Genomic DNA, 23,579 nt, shown 5'->3' with positions numbered 1-23,579 from the left:
TGTGGCAGGTTTCGAGCACTGCTTTACACTCGATAGACCCCGTGCGACCGAATGACTGTGCAACGCTTCGACACAGGCGTTGCAATACGGGCATCACGCAAAGACTCAGGTGACGCCGAAATGAAAATGGTCATGCCACTTCTGGCCTCTGTGCTCGCCGTCAGCACGTGCATGACGGCGAGCCTGTGTGATGCCGCCACAAAGGCAAAACCCAAGCCAAAGCCCTTGCCAACGTACAAAACCAGTTTCGATTGCGCCACTCCCCAGGCATCCGCCGAAAAGCTTGTCTGTCACGACGCTCAACTGGCGCGCATGGATCTGGAGCTCAATCGTCTTTATCTCCTGGCGCTCACCGACGAACACTCAGTGCCGCGCCCGAATAAAGTCGAGATTGACCAGCGGTTCTGGCTTGAGTCCCGTAACCAGTGTGGTGGCGGGACTCAAGCCAAGGCCTGCGTCGTGCGAAGTTATGCCGAGCGTGCGTTCCAACTGCGCCAGGGTTCGGCCATTGCGAGAACCAAGGACCCAAGCAGGCTCACGGAAGGCCCGTTGGCTTATCGTTGCGCAGGGTTTAATGCATTGGTTGCCGCCACCTTCTTTACGGTCGAACCGGGCGTGGTGTTCCTCAAATGGGCCAACTCCTCGGTGACGCTGAACCAGGTGCCGAACAATTCAGGAAACCAATACACGGGCAAGGATTACAAGGGCAGCTACAGCTTCTGGCAAATCGGCGATGAGGTGTTTTTCCAGATACCCGGCTCAGGCCAGATGAGTTGCGCAGCCGAGCCGGTCGGCTGATGACGATGGCAACGGGACGTCCTGTCCCGTTCGCCTGACCAGGTTTCAGCTGCCGGTGCGAATCTTGTTCCACACTCGCGTGCGAATCCGGTCGATATTCAACGGCATGGCTTCCAGGGCAAACAACTTGCCCATCATTTCCGGGTTTGGGTAAACCTTGGTGTCGTTCTTGATGGCTGGATCGATCAGGCTGTCGGCCTGTTCATTGCCATTGGCGTAATGCACATAATTGCTGATGCCGGCCATGACGTCCGGGCGCAGCAGGTAGTTCATAAAGGCGTAACCGGCCTTTTCATCCGGGGCATCGACCGGCATGGCAACCATGTCGAACCAGATCGCTGCGCCTTCCTTGGGAATCGAGTAGCCGATGTCGATGCCGTTCTTGGCTTCCCTGGCGCGGTTTTCCGCCTGCAGGATGTCACCGGAGAAGCCGACCGCGACGCAGATATCGCCATTGGCCAGGTCACTGGTGTACTTGGACGAGTGGAAATAGCTGACATATGGCCGCACTTTCATCAGCAGGGCTTCGGCCTTCTTGTAGTCTTCCGGGTTCTTGCTGTGATGGGGCAGCCCGAGGTAGTTCAACGCCGCCGGCAGCAGCTCCGGGCCGTTGTCGAGGATGGCCACCCCGCACTTCTGCAACTTCTGCATGTTCTCGGGCTTGAAGATCAGGTCCCAGGAGTCCACCGGGGCGTTGTCCCCCAGCACGGCCTTGACCTTGGCAATGTTGTAGCCGATGCCGGTGCTGCCCCACAGGTACGGGAAGCCGCGCTCGTTGCCCGGATCATTGGTCTGCAACGCCTTGAGCAACACAGGGTTGAGGTTCTTCCAGTTCGGCAGCTGACTCTTGTCGAGTTTCTTCAGCGCGCCGCCTTCAATTTGCCGGGCCATGAAGTGGTTGGACGGGAACACCACGTCGTAGCCGGATTTGCCGGTCATCAACTTGCCATCGAGGGTTTCGTTGCTGTCATAGACGTCATAGGTAACGTCGAAGCCGGTTTCTTTCTGGAAGTTTTTCGTGGTGTCTGGCGCGATGTAATCCGACCAGTTGTAGATCTTCACGGTTTCGGCGGCCTGGCTGATCGATGCAACCAGCATCAGCGGGGCCAGAATCAGTGTCTTTCGCAGCATGGGTCGATTCCTGTAGGGTTTTTTTTGTTGGCAGGCAATCAAAGGATCAGCTTTCAAATTTCAAAGAATTGAAAATTCAAAAAATCAGGACATAGGTCTTGCGCACGGTTTCCTGGATGTCCCAAATGCCGAGGCTGTTGGCCGGCAACATCAGTGCGTCGCCGGCTTCTATGTGCAGGGGCTCGCCGCCGTCCGGGGTGAAGGTGCAGCGGCCCTGGATGAAGTGGCAGAATTCCTGGGCGACGATCTGCCGACGCCAGCGCCCGGGGGTACATTCCCAGACGCCCGTCTCGACGCCGTCGTCGCGTTCGACGCTGGTGGTCGACGCCACAGCCACCGGGGTGCCCAGGGGCACGGCGACCGGATTGGATTCTTCCAGTTTCAGGGTTGCGGTGTTCTTGAATTGCGTGATGCTCATGGGAATACCTGTCGATATAGCCTGTAGATGAGGAGCGTGCCGTTTAGTGCATGAAACCTTCCATGAAACCGGCCACCCCGCTGGCCAGCTTGCGCCGCCAGGGCGCAGTGGCCGGGTTGGCGAGGGTCTGGTCCTCATGGACAAAGCTGCGGATGATCGCGTTGTAGCCGAGCCAGCGGATCGGCTCCGGCTCCCAGGCCCGCAATGCATCGAGACCACGCTGGGGAATGACCCACGGCTGGCGCACCAGATCGGTGTCGCGTCCCAGGATCAGGTCGGCCAGCGTGCGGCCCCCCAGGTTGCTGGCACCAACGCCCTCCCCGCCATAACCGCCAGACAGCGCAATGCCATTGGCCCGGTCGCAAAGCATGTGCGGCTGGAAATGCCGGGACATGCCCAGGTTGCCGCCCCAGGAATGGGTGATCTGCACGTTCTTCAACTGCGGGAACAGTTCGCCGAACAGGTAGCGCCGCAGCTGTATTTCGTCAGTGGTCAGGTCGAAGTCGTGCCGCAGCTTGCCGGCGAACTGGTAGCCACCACGGGCGCCGAAGATCAGTCGGTTGTCAGCGGTGCGCTGACCGTAGGTGACCTGGCGACTGGCCTCGCTGAACGCCTGGCCACGACTCAGGCCGATTTCGTCCCAGGTGGCCGCCGACAAGGGCTCGGTCGCGACGATCAGGCTCTGCACCGGCATCTGGAAACGCCCCAATGGCGGCAGCGTGACGGAATAGCCCTCTACCGCCGGCACCACCCAGCGACTACGCACCGAAGCTTTCGCCGTGCGCAGGCTGCCGGACTGCCAATGGGTGACCGGGCTGTTTTCATAGATTCTGACGCCCAGGCGCTCCACCGCCCGGGCCAGCCCCCGTACCAGCCTGGCCGGGTGGATGGTCGCCACGTGCGGCGCGTAGATGCCGCCGTAGGGTTTGGCGATGCGGATCTGTTGCGCCAGTTGTTCCGGGGTCAGCCAGCGATAGTGGCTGTCGTTGAGGCCCTGCCGGTGGAGATCGTCCAGGTAGTGACGCAGGCTGGCCTCCTGCTCCGGATAGCGCGCCGCGCAATACAGCACCCCGCCTTTACGGTAATCGCAGTCGATCCCCTCGCGTTCGAGGACAATCTCCACCTCATCCGGAATGCTGTGCAACAAATCGTAGGAGGCACGGCGATCTTCGGCCGACAGGTTGGCCAACAGGCGATCTTCACCCAGCAAATTGCCCATCAGCCAGCCACCATTGCGCCCCGACGCGCCGAAACCGGCGGTTTGCGCCTCGACAATCGCGATGTTCAGGTCTGGTTTGTGCTGCTTGAGGTAGTACGCGGTCCAGAGCCCGGTGTAGCCCGCGCCGATGATCGCCACGTCGACATCCAGGTCCCGCTCCAGCGCAGGACGCGCCAACAGAGGCTCGTCGAGCTGGTCCATCCACAAACTGATAGTGCGCCACGCCGGCATGCAAGACTCCGCCACTCAAACTTCGATGGCATCGATCCTAGTGCGTGGGCTCAGGCGCTGTCTTGCGCGCGTGCACGCAAAGAAATTTGTTTGACGTAGGCCTTGGGCGACTGGCCGGTGTGCTGGCGGAAACAGCTGTAGAACGCCGACAGCGAATTGAATCCGGCAGCGAAGGCCAGCTCATCGATGCGCACTGGCGGCGTCGCGGCATCCAGCGCTGCGAGCAAATGTTGCAGGCGCGCCTGGTTGACGTAGCGGTAGAAGCTCTGGCCCAGCACCTGATTCAACAGGTAGGAAATCTGGTTGCGGCTGTAGCCACACTCCTTCGCCACCCGTTGCAGATCGAGCTCCGGGTCCAGATAAGGCTGTTGACCCTGGAAATACTGCTGCAGGTCATCGGCCATAAAGCTCAATTGGCGCGGCGACAGGCCGAGCCGGCTGACCGCCGGGCGCTGATTGCCGGACGTTTTGCTGCCGGGTTGCTCGTGCACCAATGACGCATATTCATTGACCCGCCAGATCAGCCCGTCCTTGACGGTAATCGCTTCGCTGGCGCGAAACGACACCAGCCCTTCACCGCCGCGCAGGGTGATGCGGTACTGAATGAACGCCGTGTTGCCGTCCAGTCGAATGCGGTCGGAATGCTCCAGCGCTTCATCCGGATCCCGGGGCATGCTGCTGCGCACATACTCGCGCAACTCGGCCAGGCCCATGACCTTGTTCTGGAAGAAATCGTTGTACTGGACTTCGGGGTGATAAAGCGTCATGACGCCATCCAGATCCCGGTGCTTCCAGCGCAAGTGATAGCGCATGACCGTCTCGCCCGTGGCCTGGGTTTGCAGCGGGCCATCATCATCGGCGTGCATTGAACATCTCTGCGGGAAAACACCGAGCTTGCCCAACTTGTGCGTTGTCTTCAACGACTAAACCGATGATGGCGGGCGCCCGCAATCGGCCGATAAGCGTGAGCCGGATCAAAAAAAACAGCGGCAATCGCCAAACGACCTGAAAACTCCACATTATTTTCACATCCGGATGCTACTTTTAAAAACTGTCACTGGTTGAACCAATGAAGGTTCTTCCCTCCTACCATGAGCTAACGGACGCGCTCGATAATGAAGGCGGGCAACACATGAATATAGGGTTCAGTAAGGTTACGTTTCCAAACGCCTGCCAGCTGATGCGCTGGCATTTTCATCCCATGGGTTTCGAGGCGAGCATGGACGCGCCGGGCAGCATGATTGCCCGTCTTTTTGATCGTGCCACTGGCGAGACCATGATCGCCATTGCCGGTATTCCGTGCGCCACCGTCATGAATGCTGCGGATGTAGAACTGATAATCGAAGCGGTGGAGGATGAACTTGAAGCCTTCGTACCACCACAAGCCCTCAGGAGTTATGCCTGAAGGCTGAACGTCCACAAAAAAGCCCACGTCAGGTGCAATACCGTTCATTTAAGAGATAGAGCGAGCAATAAGTAACCTGTGGCGAGGGAGCTTGCTCCCGCTGGACTGCGCAGCAGTCCCATTTTAGGGCCGCTTCGCGCCCCAGCGGGAGCAAGCTCCCTCGCCACAGATACAGTGTTCGTCCTTAAGTGAACAGCATTACACGTCAGGTGGGCTTTTTTGTGGGCGAACTGGTGGTATCCCCCCCCGCAAAAATGGTCATGCGTCAACTGTCACTTCTGAGCGTTTACAGGGTATCGATGGGCGGGCTGAATGAGCACTGCCGTGCCACGGCATGCAAATTCATCGGATGGAGTGAAGTCATGACGACTCAAGATGCTGCTCGAACATTGGATCAATCCGGCAGCCTGGACCCCGGTTTTGGCGACAATCAAAACGGCACTATCTTATTGCAAGGTACAAAAGTAGAAGCCATCGCTGTCTTGAAAGCTGAAGGCGCTAATCAAGGAAAAATCATCGGCGCCATCAGCAATGGTTCCAGCGCATTCACACTGTTTCGCCTCGACAAGACAGGATTGCTGGACAGATCATTCGGACCAGACGGAACAGGTTATGCGACAGGGCGCTTTGGCGCAGATACAACCCTCCCCACTGTAAGAGCCCTGACCATAATCGACAACGGCAGCATTCTGGTAACGGGAGATGTACGACAATCCTCGCTAGGTCCCCACTACCCTGCTGCGGCGCTTTTCAATAGCAATGGAACACCGAATCTGGTGTTTGGCACCTTCAGGTTTGAAGAAGCGCCACCTACATTGCCTGTTGAATCGAGTGTCCCGATTCCCCTGAACGACGCCGAAGCGAAGGCCGGGAAAATCCTGTTTGCCGTCAACAACAGCTCCCCGGGGCCTTACCGCAATTGGGGCTTGTTGATTCAATTGACACTCAATGGTGAGCTGGACAAAGACCTTGATGGGCGAGGCTACGTCTACTTTCGGCACAATAACGAAAACACGACAACGGTCGGCGCGGTAACACAGACTGACGGCACAATCGTGTTGGCCGGATATACATCCAGTCATGCCTTTCTGGCCGGATTCACCTCCAATGGCAAGATCGACCCGACGTTTGGAACAGGAGGTATCAAAACATTTGAGTCCCCCGAAGGTGCGATCAGGCTCAGTAAAGTGCTTGCACAACCCGATAACAAACTGATTGCTGTCGGCACAGTGACAAAGAGCCCTCAGCGAGGATGGGTGACAAGGACACTCAGTAACGGAACTTCGGACAACACCTTTAATAACGGCAATGAATTCATTACCCAGTTCCCCTTTCGGAGCTTGCAGTGGAACTCGGCAGACATTGACTCGAAAGGATCGATCGTGGTTGCAGGGGAAATAGATCAACGCTTATGCATAGTCGGCCGAATCACTGAAGATGGCCGCGTAGACACCACCTTCACTCCCACGGGTTTAAGTGACCCGAACGCGGCAGACACACCCAATGTGACGACCAGTGTCGCTGTGCAGAGCGATGCTCGAATCATTGTCGCCGGGATCAAAACAGATGCGTCGGTGAGTGGTTACGTTGGTTAAAGCATCGAAGGCGTCCTGACCTGTTTCTGATACTGAACATGTTTGCCCAGGCTGACGCCTTCGCGAGCAGGCTCTCTCCCACAGTATCCGGTGTTGTTCATAAATCTCGACCAGCACCAATTCCAGTGGGAGCGAGCTTGCTCGCGTCAAGGCCGCATTGGGAGTACCAGGTTGAACTCTGCATGTTCGCCATCTGGCGAATGCCCATCTTGTCGAAATATTGGGCTCAAGCAGAAGCCTTGCCCTGTCGATGGTCGACAAAGAACGCCTTGCCCTTGCCGATCCGGTCGGAGGCCTTGGGCATGTTCGCGGCCTGGGTGTCTTGGGCGTCGACGTACCAGTAGCAATGGCTGACGGCGCGGGTTATACCCACGTACGCCAGCCGCAGGATCTCGTCCTTCTGGGCGTTGTCGTAGGGTTCGCTGTCACCGGCCTTGCCCAGGCCCGCCATCCGGTAAACCTGATTCTTGTAAGGCGAGCTGGTCAGGTGCTGGCAATCGCCTAGCAAAAACACTGCATCGGCCTGGAGGCCCTTGGCGCTGTGATAGGTCAGTTGCTTGAGCCTGCGAGCCTCATACGGCAAGCTCGAATCAGCATTAAGTACTGGCTGAATATGTTGTTCTATCAATGCCTTATCGCTACTTCTTCGATAAAGCATCAAGATCGAATCACCCTTGCGGTAATGCTCCATCAGGCGTTGGGCCATGCCCTGGTCATCACGATCGAGGACGTTCACCGGCAGCAATGCCTTGGGTTCACCGCTGGCCTTGGCTTTTTTCCCGGCAATCGCCGGTGCTGCACGCACGATGTGCTCGGCGGCATCGATGATGTGCTGGTGGCTGCGGTAGTTGTCGCTGAGCATGACCTTGGTGGTGCTCGGCGACGGGAACTCCTTGTTGAACTCCATGAAGTAGGTCGGCGAACTGCCGCGCCAACCATAGATGGACTGCCAGTCATCGCCCACACAGAGCAGCGAGGAACGCTGGGCTCCGCGCCCTACGTGCATGGCCGGTCCGCGACTGCGGATCTCTGCCAGGCTGGCCCTGATCCAGGAGACGATTTGCGGCGAGACATCCTGGAATTCGTCGATCATCAGGTGTGACAGCGGCCGCAGCAGCTCATCGCCGAGCAGCTTGAGGTTCTCCGGCGAATGCTCGCTGAACAAGGCGAACATCCGGTTGTAGGTCATGATCGGCGGCTTCTGATCCAGCAAGTGATCTTCCAGCGCCCGCCAGTAAAGGCTCAAGGCTTCGAAGAAGAATCGGTCGGGATCGTCCTTGGCGAAACTCATCTGAGCCACGGCGCCCGGCACGTCCAGCCCGAGGTTTTCGATGAACCCGGCGGCGGCGACAAAACAATCGAGCAGCGGTGCGGAAGCGAGCTCGCCCTTGACCTTGTAATCGAAGCCCGGCCCGGCACTGGCATCGCCGGCAAGCGAGGCCAAAACGCGCTTTGATGACTCGTAACTATCAAGCCATATCAAAGGCTTACGACAGAAAGCTTGAAACAGGGTGCGCTTTACTGCCCACTCTGCGCGCACCGTCAGCTTGGCGTTCGGTCGCGTGACCTGCGGGTTTTCCCGAGGATCGAACCCGAGTACCACCCAGGCATCCAGGGACGGGATGTAGCCGTGACAATGGAACGTCGAACCGTTGATATCGAACGACTGGCGATTCGGTTCGATGCCCTTGATGGGCCAGGCACCTGCGCGAAACCATAGGTCCTCGATGGCATCGCACAGTTCTTCATCGCGTTTGGCCGCCAGTTCGGTCACGCCCATGCGTTTCTGCACATCCGGGTGATCGCGCTCCAGCTCCTTGAGTTGCAGGGCATGCCGGGACAATGGCTTGATCAGCTCGCGAAAATGCTCATCGTCACTGTGCAGACGGTGATAGCAGGCGTTGAGCTGCTGGCGTTGAGCGTCGTTGATCCGTAGATCGAACGGATTGCTATCGGCCTCATTATCACCCTGTGCGGCCCGCAGGCTGAGGTTCTCGAAAGCCTGCAGGCGCTCGAAACCCGGAAGGCTGCGCACCATCGGCAGGATCCGCGAGTGAAAGGTGCGCACCAGATCCCGCGCCTCCTTGAAACTGATCGCGCGGCCCCAGAGCGCAAACAGTTCGATCAGCTTGTTGATGAAGTCCTTGCGCGATTCACGAGTGAAGGTCACCACCGTCATCGAACTCAGTTCGAAGCCCAGGTAATGGGTCAACAGTAAGATACGCAGCACCAGGGTGGTTGATTTGCCTGCACCGGCACCCGCGATCACCGAGGTGGACGGTGTGTCGCTGAAGATCATTTTCCACTGTGCGGCACTGGGTTGGGCATGGGCCGGCAACAACCGGACGACATCGGCCTTCATGCGCTTCTTCAACTCGGCGCTCAACGGCAGGCGCCAGTCGTCGAACAGCAGGTCATCGACATTCGGCGGTCGGTGTTCAGTGCTGCGCGAGTCGCGGATCAGCAGGACCTGCCGACCCTCCTCCAGGCCTTCGAGCTTGCCTTCCTTGTAGCCGTAATCGACCCCGGCGCTGTGACCGCTGCGAAATCCGTCGGCCTGGCCATGCAACCACGACGCACGATGCTGTGCGTGCAGGCGGGTCAGGCTGTAGCCGAAGAATCGGGCGAGCAATCGCTTGACCAGCGGCATCTCGGCCAGGGGGCGAAGTTCAGGCGGAAGATCGGGGGTGTGTTGCGGCACGCGGACTGACTCCAGGGTGTGAGGCTGTTGAGCGCTATGGTGTCTGCATTTGCCGTCGAGTTCTAGTCAATTGCTTATGACTCATTGGCTTATGCGATGAAGTGAAAGCTGGATGAGAAACTTTCGAGTTCGTTTTATATCAATCCATTCGATGGGAATGCTGCATTTTTTACGCTTTTTATCGATTGTTGCCTGTTGGATGATGGCCGTCATCACTCACCGGTCTCGCTTCGTGGCTCAGGCACCTGGCCCCATGACGAACCTTTTCTGGAGACGATCATGCTTGAACTCAGACCTTTCAACTCCCTCGGCGGCGCTCACCACGGCTGGTTGGATGCTCACCACCATTTCTCGTTCGCCGAATACTACGATCCCAAGCGCATGAACTGGGGCAACCTGCGAGTCTGGAACGACGACGTGATCGCTCCCGGCACCGGTTTCCCGCAACACCCGCACCGGGACATGGAAATCATCACCTATGTCCGTGAAGGCGCCATTACCCACCAGGACAACCTTGGCAACAAGGGCCGCACCGAAGCCGGTGACGTCCAGGTCATGAGTGCCGGTACCGGGATCGCCCACAGCGAGTACAACCTGGAAGCGACGCCGACCAGGATTTTCCAGATCTGGATCATCCCGAACGAGTCCGGCCTGGCCCCGTCCTGGGGCGCCAAGCCGTTCCCGAAGGGCAACCGCGAAGGTTTTGTCACCCTGGCCAGCGGCAAGGATGGCGACGATCAGAGCCTGCGCATTCGCGCCGATGCCCGGCTGGTAGCGGCCAACCTGAAGGCCGGCGAGTCTGCCGAATACCCGCTGGACAAGGGGCGTCGTGCGTACCTGGTGCCGGCCACTGGGGTCATTGAAGTCAATGGCTTGCGTGCACAAGCTCGAGATGGTGTCGCGGTTGCTGATGAGCAGGTTTTGCGAGTGACTGCCATCGAGGACAGCGAGATTGTTCTGGTGGATCTGGCTTGATTCGGTAATTGCCGGACGGCACAAAAAAAGGGGCGACCGTGAATGGTCGCCCCTTTTTACATGTGAATCATTTGTGGCGAGGGAGCTTGCTCCCGCTGGGGTGCGAAGCGACCCTGAAACCGGCAAACGCGGTTTCATGAAACACCGCATCGTCTGGATTTACGACTGCTTCGCAGTCGAGCGGGAGCAAGCTCCCTCGCCACAGTTCTCACTCACCACAGTGCCCGCGATCACTTCGCGGAAATGGCACCATCCACCAGTGTTTGCGCCTCGGCCACCAGTTGCTTGAGGTGGTCGTCGCTGACAAAGCTTTCGGCGTAGATCTTGTAGATGTCTTCCGTGCCCGATGGGCGCGCCGCGAACCAGCCGTTCTCGGTCATGACCTTGAGGCCGCCAATGGCCTGGTCATTGCCCGGTGCGTGGCTGAGGATGCTCTGGATCGGCTCGCCTGCCAGTTGGGTCGAGGTGACCTGTTGCGGCGACAGCTTGCTCAACAGCGCTTTCTGCTCCGGATTGGCCTTGGCATCGACCCGCACCGAGAACGGCTCACCCAGTTCATCGGTCAAGGCACGGTACGCCTGGCTCGGGTCGCGACCGGTCCGCGCGGTCATCTCGGCGGCCAGCAGGGCCGGAATCAAACCGTCCTTGTCGGTGCTCCAGACGCCGCCGTCCTTGCGCAGGAACGAGGCACCGGCGCTTTCTTCGCCGCCGAAACCGAGGGATCCATCGAACAGGCCATCGGCAAACCATTTGAAACCGACCGGCACTTCGTACAGGCGGCGATCCAGGCGCTTGGCCACGCGATCGATCAGGCCGCTGCTGACCACGGTTTTACCCACGGCGGCATCGGCGCGCCATTGCGGACGATTCTGGAACAGGTAGTCGATGGCCACGGCGAGGTAGTTGTTCGGCGCCAGCAAACCACCAGACGGCGTGACGATGCCATGGCGGTCGTGGTCCGGGTCGCAGGCAAATGCCACGTCGAAGCGCTCTTTCAAGCCGATCAGGCCTTGCATGGCGTGGCTGGACGATGGGTCCATGCGGATCTGGCCGTCCCAGTCGACGGTCATGAAACGGAAGGTCGGGTCGACCTCTTTGTTCACCACGTCCAGGTCCAGGCGGTAATGCTCGGCGATCGCCGACCAGTAGCGCACCCCCGCTCCACCCAACGGATCGACACCCAGGCGCAGCTTGGCGTCGCGGATGGCGTCGAAGTCGATCACGTTGATCAGGTCGGCGACATAGGTGTTGAGGTAATCGTGACGATGGGTGGTGCTGGCCTTCAGTGCCTGCTCGTAGCTGATGCGCTTGACGCCGGCGAGCTTGTTGGCCAGCAGTTCGTTGGCCTTGGCTTCGATCCACTTGGTGATGTGGGTATCGGCCGGACCACCGTTGGTTGGGTTGTACTTGTAGCCACCGCTTTGCGGCGGGTTGTGGGACGGCGTGATGACAATGCCGTCTGCCAGGCCGCTGGTGCGACCGCGGTTGTAGCAGAGAATCGCATGGGAAATGGCCGGTGTCGGCGTATACTCGTCACCCTCGGCGATCATCACGGTCACGCCGTTGGCCGCCAGTACTTCGAGGGCGCTGGCGCCGGCCGGCGTGGACAGCGCGTGGGTGTCGATGCCGACAAACAGCGGGCCATCGATGCCTTGAGCTTCGCGGTACAGGCAGATCGCCTGACTGATCGCCAGCACGTGCCATTCGTTGAAACTCAAGTCGAACGAGCTGCCCCGGTGCCCGGACGTGCCAAAGGCAACGCGCTGGGTCGAAATCGCGGCATCATGCTGGCCGGTGTAATAGGCCGTTACCAGTCGCGGGATGTCGACCAACAATTGTGCCGGTGCCGGTTTACCCGCAAAAGGACTGAGTGTCATGCAAAACCTCTGGAATAGAGTGGTTCAGGAATTGGGTCGCAGTTTACTGGCAGTTTGACCGCAACGCGATGAGATCGATCCAATACAGTGGAGGTTGTTATTTTTTGTCTCACTCACTCACTCGATTGATTCCAGGCGCAGCGCATCCCCCAGCAGTCCCAGCGCGGCCGCCAGGTTGTGATCGCCGCCGAAGGTATGACTCAGGCGCAAATGCTGCCCGTACAGTCCGTGGAGGCTGAACAGCTCGCCCGGCGCGATGACCACCTGATGCGCCAGCAGGCGCTGGAACACACGACGGACATTGACCCGACGCAACGAGCGCACCCAGATCGTTGCGCCACCTTCTGGTTCGACGAAATGCAAGGCATCACCCAATCGCTCCTGCAACAACAGGGTCATTTGACACTTGCGCTCCTTGAGCAGCCGGCGCAGCACCAGCAGGTGTTGATCGATGCGACCGCTGCTGTACAAGCGGGCGATGGCTTTCTGGCGAATCGGTGAAAGACGAAAGGAACGCAGTAGAAAGTGCCGTTGCAGCTCAGCGCTCAAATGCCTGGAAAGCAGATAACCATAGGGTGCTTCAGGCCCGATGATTTTCTCGAACGTGGAAAACACCATCAGCCGTTCAGGGTCCAGCAAGTCTCGAAAGCGCACGCAGCCGAGGTCGAATCCGAGTTCGCCATAACAGTCGTTTTCCAGCACCCAACTGTCATGCGCGGCCAACAGCCGGGCGATGGCCTGCCTGTTTTCGTCAGGCGCCAGGCTGCCACGGGGCATGTTCAGGGCCGAGGACAGCATCACCAGCCTTACCGGCTCGGTATCCAGCAGCATGTTGAGCCGTTCCGGATCCAGGCCACCATCGGCTTGCACGGGCAGTTCAATCACCCGCACGCAAGCGGCTTGAAACAAACGCAGGATCGTCCAGTCGCACGGCGATTCGACCACCACCGTGGCGTCTTTCAAGCCCAGCACGGCGATCAGGATTTCCAGTACACCGCGAAGGTCGGCGCCGATGTAGACATCATCGGCGTGCCAGTAACGCATGGGAGACGTGGTGTAGCGTGCTGCCAGGGCGGTGCGCAGTTCGAGTTCGCCGCAAGGCTGCGAAGGCGACTGCGGCTGGCGGGGGTACTGGCGCAACAACTCCCGCTCCAGCAGCAACAAAGGACTGTCGAGTGGCTGCAACAACGCCGGTTCATCGGCGCTCAGCACCAGCATCCCCGGACGCCTGGCATTCACATAGACCGCCTCCAGCAGGTCGCTGCCGCTGTCCTGTGGGTTGATTGAAGACACCGGCAACGCGTAGTAACCGGACTTGGCCACCGAATAGACCCGCCCTTCTTTCTCCAGCAGCGAATAGGCGTATTGAATGGTCGAGATCGACACATTGAGACGCTCCGCCAGATGCCGCAGCGACGGCAGGCGGATGCGCGAATCCCCTTCAGACTCGTTGATCAGGCTGACCAGGTATCGATAAACCGCCTGATAGGCGAAATCCGTTTCTCGTGGACCTTTCATGGGCGAAGGCCAACCACGCTGGCTGAAAATCCGCCCACGCTCAGTGACCCGCTGACCATTCATCCACCGACGTCATGCCGGCGTCAGGATCGTCCGGCGTATTTTGCGATGCGGCCCTTTGGATGATGGCTTCAGGCGCCCCGCCATCGCCTGCGGGCGTCCACTCCATGCGGTAAAGCTGGCCGATCAGGCTGACGGGCAGTCCGCTGACATCAATCATCCATTGCATGATTTGTTCGGCCACCGGATGCCCCTGCATGGCCTTGTGCAACTCGGGCATGGCCACCAGCATGCCCGGATGGCACTGACGCAGAAATCGCTCGAGCCCCGCACCTTTTTCGATAAAGGGCGCAAACAGCAGGCACACCAGTTGTGCTTCGCTCAGGCCCAGGTTCTTTTGCGCCTCGGCCGCCGCCCGGGCGCGCAATTCGGTCAGTATCGCCGGATTGCCGAATTGCTCGATGGCCTGCTCGCACAAGCGCTCGGGCAAACGCTTGCGACGCATCATCACCAAGGCACGTTGCAGGTATTGCGCAACACCGGATTCGTAATTGCGATTCTGCACGAAGCACGCATGCAACCCTCGGACGTGCGCGGTGATCGATGGACTGACGAATTCGTTGTCGCTGATCTGCGCGGACAGTTCGTCTGGCTGGAAGCCGAGAAATTCAGTCAGCAATGGCCAGCGCTCTTCCAGGTTGCTGACCAGCAGGTCGTGAATGTCGATGCAGGCCGTACGACGACAGGTCTCAAAACGCTCTTGCGGACGCCATGGGGCCTGGCCGTAATCGGCGTAGAACCCGTGATAACAGTCGCTGCCCAGCTCATCGAGCAATGTAAACAACCCCGCATAACCGGGCTCACCCGTGTGGGAAAACTGGAGCCCGGCCTTGGTGGCGGCACGTTTCAATCCCTCGATGAACTGCTTCTGCTGACGCGGCGTGTCGCTGATGAGCAAGGCGTCGACACCAGCGTCCCAGCGGGCGATTTGTCCATAGAACTCTCCCGTGGCCAGATAACCGTCATCCCACAGGTCGAACCCGTCGCGCCATTCCCGTCGATGGCCGATCATCAACAGGTTCAGGCGGCTAGACTCGCGACCGGCGTCGGAGATCGGCGTCAGGTGGTTGAACGGCAAGACTTCCCGATCATCAACCATCAACACCTCGACCCGGGGATCGTCATAGACAAACAATGCGCTGTTGGTCCGGTGCATGTTTTCCACGGCTGCGCCACTTGCCCCGTTCAATCGCAACGAGGCGATGCGCAACTGAAATGTCGCCGGCGTCCGCGTGGCGATGGTCAACTGCGCAGCACGCAACAGCGCCAGGGTGTAGCAGTTGTCACGGGCCCCGGACTGGATCGCCAACACCTTGTAATCGCCAATGCGCTCCATGCCCCCGGCCGCTACTGCCAGGCGCTGAATCAACAATTGCAATGCAGTGCGTTCGGCACGGGAGAAAAAACCCAGCAATCGCTGCAGCACTTGTTGATAGACATAGTTCATCGCTTGGTCATGGATGCTGGTCATCTTTATTTACCTGATACTCGTAAGTTCAATATCGTGCAGACAGCAAATCCCGTTGGACTGTCTGCACGAATGGAGTCATGGACTTTATTGCCAAATGCTAACACTTGAATTTTCTTGAAATCATTTGAAACGATCGCAACACCCCCTCGATTTGACGACAATGGCGAGGCTGTAGCGCCCGGCTGGAAAGGGTTTGCTCGCTTGAAGTCGAAGTCCTAGGAAATATCCGACAAAGTCCCACAGACACTTAATACAAGAAATAAGGAAGGAAGTTGTCGCTGTCTTTTTGGCAACTAAACAACAACCAACTAATTTGGAGATTTGCACCGATGGCGCACAGTGAAAAGTTTCAGCCTGACACCCAGCCATGACTCATTCCTTGAGATGAAAGTAATCATTCAATTATCAGGGCTTAGTGGCTGATTAGAAGCTACAGATTACGGGCAAAAACCAGTTCAGTTGCTGGACCGGCCTGCGGATCGACGGATTTCGGGGCGCAAACGAAAGAGTCCGTGCGGGCACGGACTCTTGGGAGGGCTGTTGGGTGAGTGTTAGGCCGGTTCGACCAGCAGCGCGACCCGTTCGCGACATGGGCATTCGTCCATGTAGCGGTGTGCTTCGACAAACTCGGCAAACGGGAAGACCCGAGTCTTGAGCGGCAGCAGAACGCGGTCGGCGGTCAGCTGATTGATGTCGCGCAAGGCGCGTTGCAGTGCGGCCTGGTCCTGGGTGATGCCCAGTTCCGGCTTGCCCGTGAAGTTGCCGATGCAGTGCACGAAGAACTGAATGTTCTTCTGGAACGCTGCGCAGGCCGGGAAAGGCGTCTGGTTGCCACCTTGCAGGCCGTACAGCACCAGGCTGCCGCGAGGTGCCAGCACATCGCCCAGCAACGACATCTGCGGACCGCCCAAACCATCGAACACCACGTCCACGCCACGGTTATCGGTGATCTTGTTGATCCGCATCAGCAGATCTTCTTCCTCGGTGACGATCACTTTATCGGCACCCAGCGACAGCAGGTATTCACGTTCCTCCGCGGTCTTGGTCGCGGCGATCACTCGAACACCCAAGGCCTTGCCCAGTTGTACGAACGAAGGTCCGGCGCAATGACTCGCGTCAGTCACCAGGGCGAATTGGCCGGGCTTGACCCGTGCCAGATCCGCATAGGCGAAATAGGCGATCAACAACGGCGTGTAGTGCACGCTGGCTTCAATCGGGCTGAGCACATCCGGATAACGGGTGACTGCCGAGCGCGGCAAAACGATCTGCTCGCCGTAGACCGGGTAGTCGTTCGGGCTTTGGGCCGGAAAGCTGGCGACCTTGTCACCGACCGCCAGGTCATCGACGCCATCGCCGACAGCGGTGACGATACCGGCCATCTCCTGGCCCAGGCCTGAAGGCAGACGGGCATGGGACGGGGCCAGGTTCTGGCGCCAGAGAGTGTCATACCAGCTGATGCCAATCGCCTCGACGCGCACCTGCACTTCGCCCGGCGCAGGCAGAGCCGTCGCATGCTCTTCGCATTTGAGCACCTCGGCTGGACCAAACTTGTGAAAACGGATCGTGCGGGACATCGCAAACCTCGCCAAATGAACCTCTAATGCCTTGAACTCTAGCTGGGCTTTCAACCCAACACTATCTGTGGCTATTAATAGTCGACATGCCTGTCATTGATTCCGCAGCGGCGGCAACATCGTCAAATGTCGTAAGAAACCGAAGCAGCCTGTGTAGGAAAAACTGAATTACTCGGTGCAGAGTACCAGCCTTTCCCCGTAATATTCCTGCTGGCCATTGTTCTCATATGGCCGCCCACGTCAAGCTTGCTGACTCTGCCAGGACTCCAGATGAATCGTAATGACCTGCGTCGTGTCGACCTGAACCTGTTGATCGTTTTCGAAACATTGATGCACGAACGCAGCGTGACCCGTGCTGCGGAAAAACTGTTCCTCGGCCAGCCCGCCATCAGTGCGGCGCTCTCGCGCCTGCGCGGCCTGTTCGATGACCCTTTGTTCGTGCGTACCGGCCGCAGCATGGAGCCGTCCGCCAGGGCGGTCGAGATCTTCGCCCTGCTCTCGCCGGCGCTGGATTCGATTTCCACCGCCGTCAGCCGTGCGGCCGAGTTCGATCCTGCCACAAGTACCGCCGTGTTCCGCATCGGCCTTTCGGACGACGTCGAGTTCGCCTTGCTGCCAATGCTGCTCAAGCGCCTGCGTGCCGAATCGCCGGGGATTGTGCTGGTGGTGCGCCGGGTCAACTACATCCTGATGCCGGGGTTGCTGGCATCCGGTGAGATATCCATCGGTGTCAGCTACACCACCGACCTGCCGGCCAACGCCAAGCGCAAGGTACTGCGCCGCAGCCAACCGAAGCTGTTGCGTGCCGACACCATGCCGGGGCCGTTGAGCCTGGATGATTACTGCGCTCGCCCCCATGCTCTGGTGTCGTTCGCCGGCGACCTCAGCGGCTTCATCGATGAAGAACTGGAAAAGCTCGGGCGCAAGCGTCATGTGGTGCTCGCCGTGCCGCAGTTCAACGGGTTGAGTACCCTGCTCGCGGGCACTGACATCGTGGCTACGGTGCCCGATTACACTGCTGATGCACTGACCGCCGCGGGCGGTGTGCGGGCCGAAGATCCACCGTTGCCGGTGCGCAGCTTCGAACTGCATATGGCCTGGCGCGGGTCGCAGGATAATGATCCGGGGGAGCGCTGGTTGCGGTCGCGGATTCAGATGTTCTTCGGGGACCCTGAGAGTCTCTAGGCGTCGCCGGGCAGGCTGTTCAGCCTGATCATTTCTGCCTTTTGATAGACCATGGAGATCCATCCACTTCCAGTGGTTTGCTACATTCGGGGGCATATTTGAGAGCATGCTTTGGATGGTTTGAAAAGGATGCCCCCAGCCTAAGGCCAAGCACGCTATTGATGAGGATAGCTCCGACCGGACTCTCTGCGAGTCGATAGACCGGCCTGAGGCTTTCAGCGCAACGGTGGGGATCCGGACAGTCTCACATAACCGAGCACTTCAGCCGCACAAGCCAATAAATACAGGGGGTTTATCCTCCGGGCACCTCCGATCAAATCCAGCTTCCTCCGGTACATTCAGACATACCGAGTACACCTTTATCGCCGCAGTGGAGGACCTTGCGCGCGATGAGGCTTGGGCGGCAGTAACGGTGGATTGCTCATGAACATCGACTGGGTTGAGTGGTTCATATCAGTATGCGATGCTGACTTGGTAGCCCCTGATCAGGGACTCAATCAGCTATACTTGCCAGGCACTGACATTGGGGTGCCGAAAATGGAAAAGCTGAGTCTGCAGACCAAGAAGGCGTGGTTCGCCAAGCACCGCAAGGCCAATTTCGCCGCCAGCCTGCGCCTGGAAGGTTTCGTGCCTTCTCCAAATGATGGCGACATCAAACTCCCTACCCGAGAAGCTGCCCTTAAAGCTGTGCGGCACGTCAAAGTTTGAGTCACGACAAATACGGCACTGACCAAGCCCCGGATTGCTATCCGGGCACCGAGGTTCTAGTAAACCTGCTCGACCTGCATGACGCCGATGACCTTGATGAGGCTGAGCGCTATCTCAACGAAGTCGCCTTGGCGCGACTGGAGTTCGTCGACCCCCCTTACAACGTAGCTACCCTGAAGCGGATCCACCGCACTTTGTTTGCTGAAGTTTACGAGTGGGCTGGAAAGATCCGCACACTCGCAATCAGCAAAGGCGACACTAGATTCTGTAGCCCGGAGTTCATCGAGAAGGAAATCGGAAAGGAACTTTCCAAGATTGCGAATGCGGGTTGGTTTGAAGGGTACCCCCGCCACTTGCTTGTTGCGTCCATAGCCGAGTCCTACGGCACGATCAATGTTGCGCCCCCCTTCAGGGAGGGTAATGGCCGGACCCAGCGGATCCTCTTTGAATGGATCATCCTCAATACGGGATATACGATCGATTGGAGCCTGGCTGATCGCCAAGAGTGGATCGATGCCTGCATACACTCGTACTACGGCGATGATGATGGCCTGACCGGCGTCTTTGATCGATGCATCGGAACGAAGATTCAAGAAGATCAGCCACTGAACCAATAAAAAGAGCGCCATCCATCAGACCGCGTGAAAACGCGGTCTGCCTCCACTTGATGGAGCTCATGGTCACGCGTTGACGTCGACCACTACGCGGCCCTGGACTTTGCCTTCGAACATTCGGCCGATCACCGCGGGCACCTCCGCCAGACCCACCACCTGCGTCGTGCGCGCGAGTTTGCTCAGATCGAGATCGCTTGCCAGGCGCGTCCAGGCCTGGATTCGGGACTCGTACGGGGCATTGACGGAGTCGATGCCAGCAAGGGTTATATTACGCAGGATGAAGGGCAACACCGACCCTGGAAGATCCATACCCTGAGCCAGACCGCAGGTCGTCACCACACCGCGATACCGGGTCTGCGCCAATACGTTCGCTAGCGTATGACTGCCGACCGAGTCCACAGCACCAGCCCATTTTTCAGTCGCTATCGGTGTTCCCTGGGCAGAGAGCGTTCGGCGATCGATGATCTGCGCCGCACCTAGACGGGTCAGATAATCTTGCTCCTCAACGCGCCCGGTCGATGCGACCACGCGATAGCCGAGACCGGAGAGAATCGCAATCGCGATCGAGCCGACTCCGCCATTGGCGCCAGTGACGAGGACGTCACCGCGAGCCGGTGTGAGACCGCCATGTTCCAGCGCCAGTACCGACAGCATCGCCGTGTAGCCTGCCGTGCCGATAGCCATTGCGTCCTTGGTCGAGAATACGTCCGGAAGCTTGACCAGCCACTCGCCTTTTACACGTGCCTTCTGAGCAAATCCGCCGTGATGGGTCTGGCTCAACCCCCAACCATTGGCGACTACGCGATCCCCCACACTGATGCCGGGGTAAGCCGAGGCTTCGACGGTGCCGGCAAAATCGATCCCGGCAATCAATGGAAACTGCTTGATGACGTCGGCGTATCCACTCAGCGCCAGCGCATCCTTGTAGTTAACGGTTGAATAGTCGACCTTGACGGTAACGTCGCCAGGCATGAGATCTCGCTCATGCATATCAACTACGCTGGCCGAAATCTTATCGTCTGTCTTTGTTGCGAGCAGTGCTTTGAACGACATCATATTCTCCTCAATGACCCTGCGGGTCGAAATCAACTGAAGGCACCAACGCCTCGCGCAACTGAAAAACTAGTGCAGGTCAGGTAACGTTTTGTCAGGATGTTCGGGATCGAGAAAAGCCAGCGCCTGCGCTACGAAATTGGCGTGATTCTGGAAAATCGCACCATGTCCGGCATCTTCATAAATGATCAGTTGCGAGTTCGGGATGCGGCGGGCCATATCAGTAGAGTTCACTGTCGGCACCATGATGTCGTTATCACCATTGGCGATCAGAACCGGGATCCGGATACTGCCGAGATCCTGGGGTGCCTGCCGCCCCCACGCCTTGATCGCCTTCAACTGTCGCGAGAAGGCACTTGGTGTGGGTCCCTTGTCCCGATCCGTTTTGCGCTCCTTCAGTCGTTTCAAGAAGGCCTTCGCGGCTTGGCGACCATTGGTCGAGGCTGTGAAGAACAGATAGAACTTCGGATCCCGCAGCGTCAGTAACCCCTTGATCATCAAGGGCCAGGATGCCGCCCCTACCTTGTCAATGTCTTTGCCGCCCGCCGGCCCCGTACCCGCCAGAATGAGCTTGCGTACCAGGTCGGGGGCTTTGAGCACGATGTCCTGTGCCACGAATCCGCCAAGGGAAAAACCGATTAGATCAACCTTCTCCAAGCCCAGCCCGTGGATCAGGGCTATAGCATCCCGCGCCATTTCATCAATGGTCAGGGGCGCTGTTCCTCCCGATGCGCCGATGCCCCGGTAGTCAGTGGCGATGACGCGATGCTTACTGGCAAGACCATCGATGATCAGCGGGTCGAAGTTGTCCAATACCGCCCCCCAATGGTTAAGAAGAATCAGCGGCACTGCGCTGCGAGGCCCCAGGTCACGGTAGGCAAACACGGTCCCTGCGACATTGATCGAGCGGTTCACGGCAGTTACGTAGGACGTACCCGATCCAAGGTGAGTGTCGGAATGGGTCATTGTTTACTCCGTGCGTCTGATGTGGACCGGGAGTCCTGATCTGGGGAGGTCCCGGTCTGCTTTATGTCGATTGAAAGTGATGACGCCCCTACCCCTGCGCGTCGTCGGAATACTTACGAGGGCGTGCGATACCGCTCTGCTACATGCGCTTGTCTAATGTCTGAAATGAGCGCTTGTCGCGCGGCATCCAGAGCGGTCCAGCGACTGGCGTCATGCAGTGGCGGGATGGTCACAAGCTCACGCCGATCGAAGCCCACCAGCGCGGCATCCACCAGCTCACCCACCTCCATCAGTTCCGGCAGCGCATTGATGTCGATGCCCGCACGCCCCCAAATCTCCGTGCGGGTACCGGCAGGAAGCACAGCCTGGACATAGACGCCTTTGGGCGCGAGTTCCAGACTCAGCCCCTGGGATAGGAACAACACAAAGGCCTTGGTGGCGCCATAGACCGACATGCCGAACTCCGGCGCCAAACCAACCACTGAGCCGATATTGACGATCGCGCCTTCACCAGCCTGCGCAAGCCGAGGGGCGATAGCGCTGGCGAGTCGCACCAACGAGGTTGTGTTGAGCGCGATGAGTCGAGCGACATCGTCGGTCGTCTGCTCGATGAAGCTGCCAGACTGGGCTGCCCCGGCGTTGTTAATGAGGATGCCGATGCGCGAATCATCGCGCAGGCGCGTCTCGACGACGGCCAAGTCGCCGGGCTGGGTGAGATCGGCCTGGAGGATATCGACAGCGACGCTGTGTTCCTCACGCAGGCGAGCCGCAAGCGTCTCCAGCCTGACTTTGTCGCGGGCAACCAGCACCAGATCGTGGCCGCGACGTGCCAAGCGCTCGGCATAGGTGGCGCCGATGCCGGAGGAAGCGCCGGTAATCAGGACTGCGGGATGGGTAGTCATGTATTTGCTCTCTTGATCAGGTGAACCCATGTCGGGCATGCAACGTTCAAAGTCGACACCGCGCCAGTGTTACAGGGCACTGGCGTCGCCGAGGGCCGGATAGTCGATGTATCCCGCAGCACCACCACCGAACAGCGTGGTCGGATCGAACGACGCCAACGGCGCTGCGGTTTTCAGACGTTCCACCAGATCGGGGTTGGCAATGAATGGGCGCCCGAACGCGAAGAGGTCTGCCTTGCCTTCGGTGAGCCGGGAGGTAGCGAGATCCAGGTCATAACCGTTGTTGGCGATGTAGGTGTTCCTGAATCGCCGGCGCAGGGAATCAAAGTCGAACGGTGCGACCTCGCGCGGCCCGCCGGTCGCGCCCTCGACGACATGGAGATAGACGATGCCCAAGGCGTCGAGCTGATCGACGAGGTAGTCGAACTGCCCCTGTGGATCGCTGCTCGAGACACCATTGGTGGGCGAAACCGGCGAGATACGAATGCCGGTGCGCTCGGCGCCGATCTCACCCACCACTGCTGCCGTCACCTCCAGCAGCAGCCGAGCGCGATTTTCGATCGACCCGCCGTAGGCATCGGTGCGTACGTTGGCACCGTCCTTGACGAACTGGTCCAGCAGATAGCCATTGGCGCCATGGATCTCGACGCCATCGAAGCCTGCGGCAATAGCGTTTGCTGCGGCCTGGCGGAAATCGTTGACGATCCCGGGCAGTTCGTCGAGCGCCAGCGCCCGAGGCTCGGAAACGTCGACAAAGCTGTTGTTGACGAACGTCTTGGTTGCGGCCCGAATGGCCGAGGGCGCCACCGGAGCGGCGCCGTTCTCCTGTAGATCAACATGCGAAACTCGTCCGACGTGCCACAACTGCAGGAAAATTTTCCCGTTCTTCGCATGGACGGCATCGGTGACCTCACGCCAAGCGTCGATCTGCGCTTGCGAGTAGATGCCGGGCGTATCCTGGTAGCCCTGCCCCTGCTGAGAAATCTGTGTGGCCTCGGAAATCTGCAGGCCGGCCGACGCCCGCTGGCTGTAATACGTTGCAGCGAACTCGCTTGGAACGAAGCCCGCGCCGGCGCGGTTGCGCGTCAGCGGCGCCAGGACCACCCGGTTGGAGAGCGCCAGGGAGCCGAGGGTGTAGGGCTCAAATAAAGTTTTTTCGGTCATGCCTTGTTTCTCCC

Annotated in this window: 20 protein-coding genes; 7 read left to right on the top strand and 13 right to left on the bottom strand. The window is 58.9% G+C overall.

All coding sequences use genetic code 11. From position 1 onward, the window contains the following. The first annotated feature begins 120 nt into the window (after positions 1–120). Positions 121–798 carry an MliC family protein gene (locus tag KGB07_RS00725; RefSeq protein ID WP_046043322.1) on the top strand — a complete coding sequence of 226 codons (678 nt, stop codon included), beginning with the start codon at positions 121–123 and terminating at the stop codon, positions 796–798. 45 nt (positions 799–843) lie between these two features. Here KGB07_RS00725 and KGB07_RS00720 read toward each other — a convergent pair whose 3' ends face one another. The 4 genes from KGB07_RS00720 to KGB07_RS00705 all read right to left on the bottom strand — a co-directional run bounded on the left by KGB07_RS00720 (position 844) and on the right by KGB07_RS00705 (position 4,663). Then, complete coding sequence (locus KGB07_RS00720; RefSeq protein WP_223464145.1) at positions 844–1,929, bottom strand: polyamine ABC transporter substrate-binding protein; 1,086 nt, start codon at positions 1,927–1,929, stop codon at positions 844–846. Positions 1,930–2,005: 76 nt separating this feature from the next. Further along, entirely contained in the window at positions 2,006–2,347 is a 342-nt protein-coding gene (locus KGB07_RS00715) for a cupin domain-containing protein (protein WP_007983773.1), read from the bottom strand. A gap of 43 nt (positions 2,348–2,390) precedes the next feature. After that, positions 2,391–3,797: an NAD(P)/FAD-dependent oxidoreductase gene (locus tag KGB07_RS00710; RefSeq protein WP_223464143.1), complete on the bottom strand. Its 1,407-nt coding sequence runs from the start codon at positions 3,795–3,797 to the stop codon at positions 2,391–2,393. Positions 3,798–3,847: 50 nt separating this feature from the next. Continuing rightward, positions 3,848–4,663, bottom strand: coding sequence for a helix-turn-helix domain-containing protein (locus KGB07_RS00705; protein WP_223464142.1), 816 nt, complete (start codon positions 4,661–4,663; stop codon positions 3,848–3,850). A 266-nt stretch (positions 4,664–4,929) separates the two neighbouring features. On the opposite strand from KGB07_RS00705, the gene KGB07_RS00700 reads away from it, so the two are divergent. Together KGB07_RS00700 and KGB07_RS00695 are read left to right on the top strand one after the other, a co-directional pair. Beyond that, the gene (locus KGB07_RS00700) at positions 4,930–5,202 is read left to right on the top strand and encodes a DUF1652 domain-containing protein (RefSeq protein WP_046043362.1); all 273 of its coding nucleotides are present in this window, start codon (positions 4,930–4,932) and stop codon (positions 5,200–5,202) included. Between the two features lie 362 nt (positions 5,203–5,564). Next, on the top strand, positions 5,565–6,797 hold the full coding sequence (locus KGB07_RS00695; RefSeq protein WP_223464141.1) for a hypothetical protein: 1,233 nt from the start codon (positions 5,565–5,567) through the stop codon (positions 6,795–6,797). 226 nt (positions 6,798–7,023) lie between these two features. On the opposite strand, the gene KGB07_RS00690 is transcribed toward KGB07_RS00695, so the two are convergent. After that, positions 7,024–9,498: a UvrD-helicase domain-containing protein gene (locus KGB07_RS00690; RefSeq protein WP_046043315.1), complete on the bottom strand. Its 2,475-nt coding sequence runs from the start codon at positions 9,496–9,498 to the stop codon at positions 7,024–7,026. Positions 9,499–9,777: 279 nt separating this feature from the next. On the opposite strand from KGB07_RS00690, the gene KGB07_RS00685 reads away from it, so the two are divergent. Beyond that, entirely contained in the window at positions 9,778–10,473 is a 696-nt protein-coding gene (locus tag KGB07_RS00685) for a pirin family protein (RefSeq protein WP_046043314.1), read from the top strand. Positions 10,474–10,703: 230 nt separating this feature from the next. Here the strand turns inward: KGB07_RS00685 and pgm are convergent, their stop codons facing one another. From pgm to KGB07_RS00665, 4 genes are all read right to left on the bottom strand, one after another. Beyond that, positions 10,704–12,350 (bottom strand): phosphoglucomutase (alpha-D-glucose-1,6-bisphosphate-dependent), encoded by a 1,647-nt coding sequence (gene pgm / locus KGB07_RS00680; RefSeq protein WP_223464140.1) that lies wholly within the window; start codon positions 12,348–12,350, stop codon positions 10,704–10,706. 117 nt (positions 12,351–12,467) lie between these two features. Beyond that, complete coding sequence (locus tag KGB07_RS00675; protein ID WP_223464138.1) at positions 12,468–13,868, bottom strand: PLP-dependent aminotransferase family protein; 1,401 nt, start codon at positions 13,866–13,868, stop codon at positions 12,468–12,470. A gap of 40 nt (positions 13,869–13,908) precedes the next feature. Beyond that, positions 13,909–15,399 carry a hypothetical protein gene (locus KGB07_RS00670; protein ID WP_223464136.1) on the bottom strand — a complete coding sequence of 497 codons (1,491 nt, stop codon included), beginning with the start codon at positions 15,397–15,399 and terminating at the stop codon, positions 13,909–13,911. 551 nt (positions 15,400–15,950) lie between these two features. Continuing rightward, complete coding sequence (locus KGB07_RS00665; RefSeq protein ID WP_046043310.1) at positions 15,951–16,973, bottom strand: zinc-dependent alcohol dehydrogenase family protein; 1,023 nt, start codon at positions 16,971–16,973, stop codon at positions 15,951–15,953. 270 nt (positions 16,974–17,243) lie between these two features. Here KGB07_RS00665 and KGB07_RS00660 point away from each other — a divergent pair, with 270 nt between their 5' ends. The 3 genes from KGB07_RS00660 to KGB07_RS00650 all read left to right on the top strand — a co-directional run bounded on the left by KGB07_RS00660 (position 17,244) and on the right by KGB07_RS00650 (position 19,483). Then, positions 17,244–18,158 (top strand): LysR family transcriptional regulator, encoded by a 915-nt coding sequence (locus KGB07_RS00660; protein ID WP_046043308.1) that lies wholly within the window; start codon positions 17,244–17,246, stop codon positions 18,156–18,158. A gap of 537 nt (positions 18,159–18,695) precedes the next feature. Further along, positions 18,696–18,866 (top strand): YhfG family protein, encoded by a 171-nt coding sequence (locus KGB07_RS00655; protein WP_185754855.1) that lies wholly within the window; start codon positions 18,696–18,698, stop codon positions 18,864–18,866. After that, positions 18,863–19,483 (top strand): Fic/DOC family protein, encoded by a 621-nt coding sequence (locus KGB07_RS00650; protein WP_223464134.1) that lies wholly within the window; start codon positions 18,863–18,865, stop codon positions 19,481–19,483. Before KGB07_RS00655 ends, KGB07_RS00650 begins: the two co-directional genes overlap by 4 nt. Positions 19,484–19,546: 63 nt before the next feature. Here KGB07_RS00650 and KGB07_RS00645 read toward each other — a convergent pair whose 3' ends face one another. From KGB07_RS00645 to KGB07_RS00630, 4 genes are all read right to left on the bottom strand, one after another. Next, positions 19,547–20,533, bottom strand: coding sequence for an MDR family oxidoreductase (locus KGB07_RS00645; protein ID WP_046043361.1), 987 nt, complete (start codon positions 20,531–20,533; stop codon positions 19,547–19,549). 69 nt (positions 20,534–20,602) lie between these two features. Next, a complete protein-coding gene (locus KGB07_RS00640) occupies positions 20,603–21,499 on the bottom strand; it encodes an alpha/beta fold hydrolase (RefSeq protein ID WP_223464127.1) in 897 nt (298 codons plus the stop codon). Between the two features lie 113 nt (positions 21,500–21,612). Continuing rightward, positions 21,613–22,401 (bottom strand): SDR family NAD(P)-dependent oxidoreductase, encoded by a 789-nt coding sequence (locus KGB07_RS00635; protein ID WP_046043303.1) that lies wholly within the window; start codon positions 22,399–22,401, stop codon positions 21,613–21,615. Between the two features lie 69 nt (positions 22,402–22,470). Then, positions 22,471–23,565 (bottom strand): alkene reductase, encoded by a 1,095-nt coding sequence (locus KGB07_RS00630; RefSeq protein WP_046043359.1) that lies wholly within the window; start codon positions 23,563–23,565, stop codon positions 22,471–22,473. Between the last annotated feature and the right edge of the window lie 14 nt (positions 23,566–23,579).

This window comes from Pseudomonas sp. GL-RE-26, assembly GCF_019956275.1.
GTDB lineage: Bacteria > Pseudomonadota > Gammaproteobacteria > Pseudomonadales > Pseudomonadaceae > Aquipseudomonas > Aquipseudomonas grandcourensis.
Note: the sequence above shows the minus strand (reverse complement) of the source record. Positions and strands in the feature narration are given on the sequence as shown.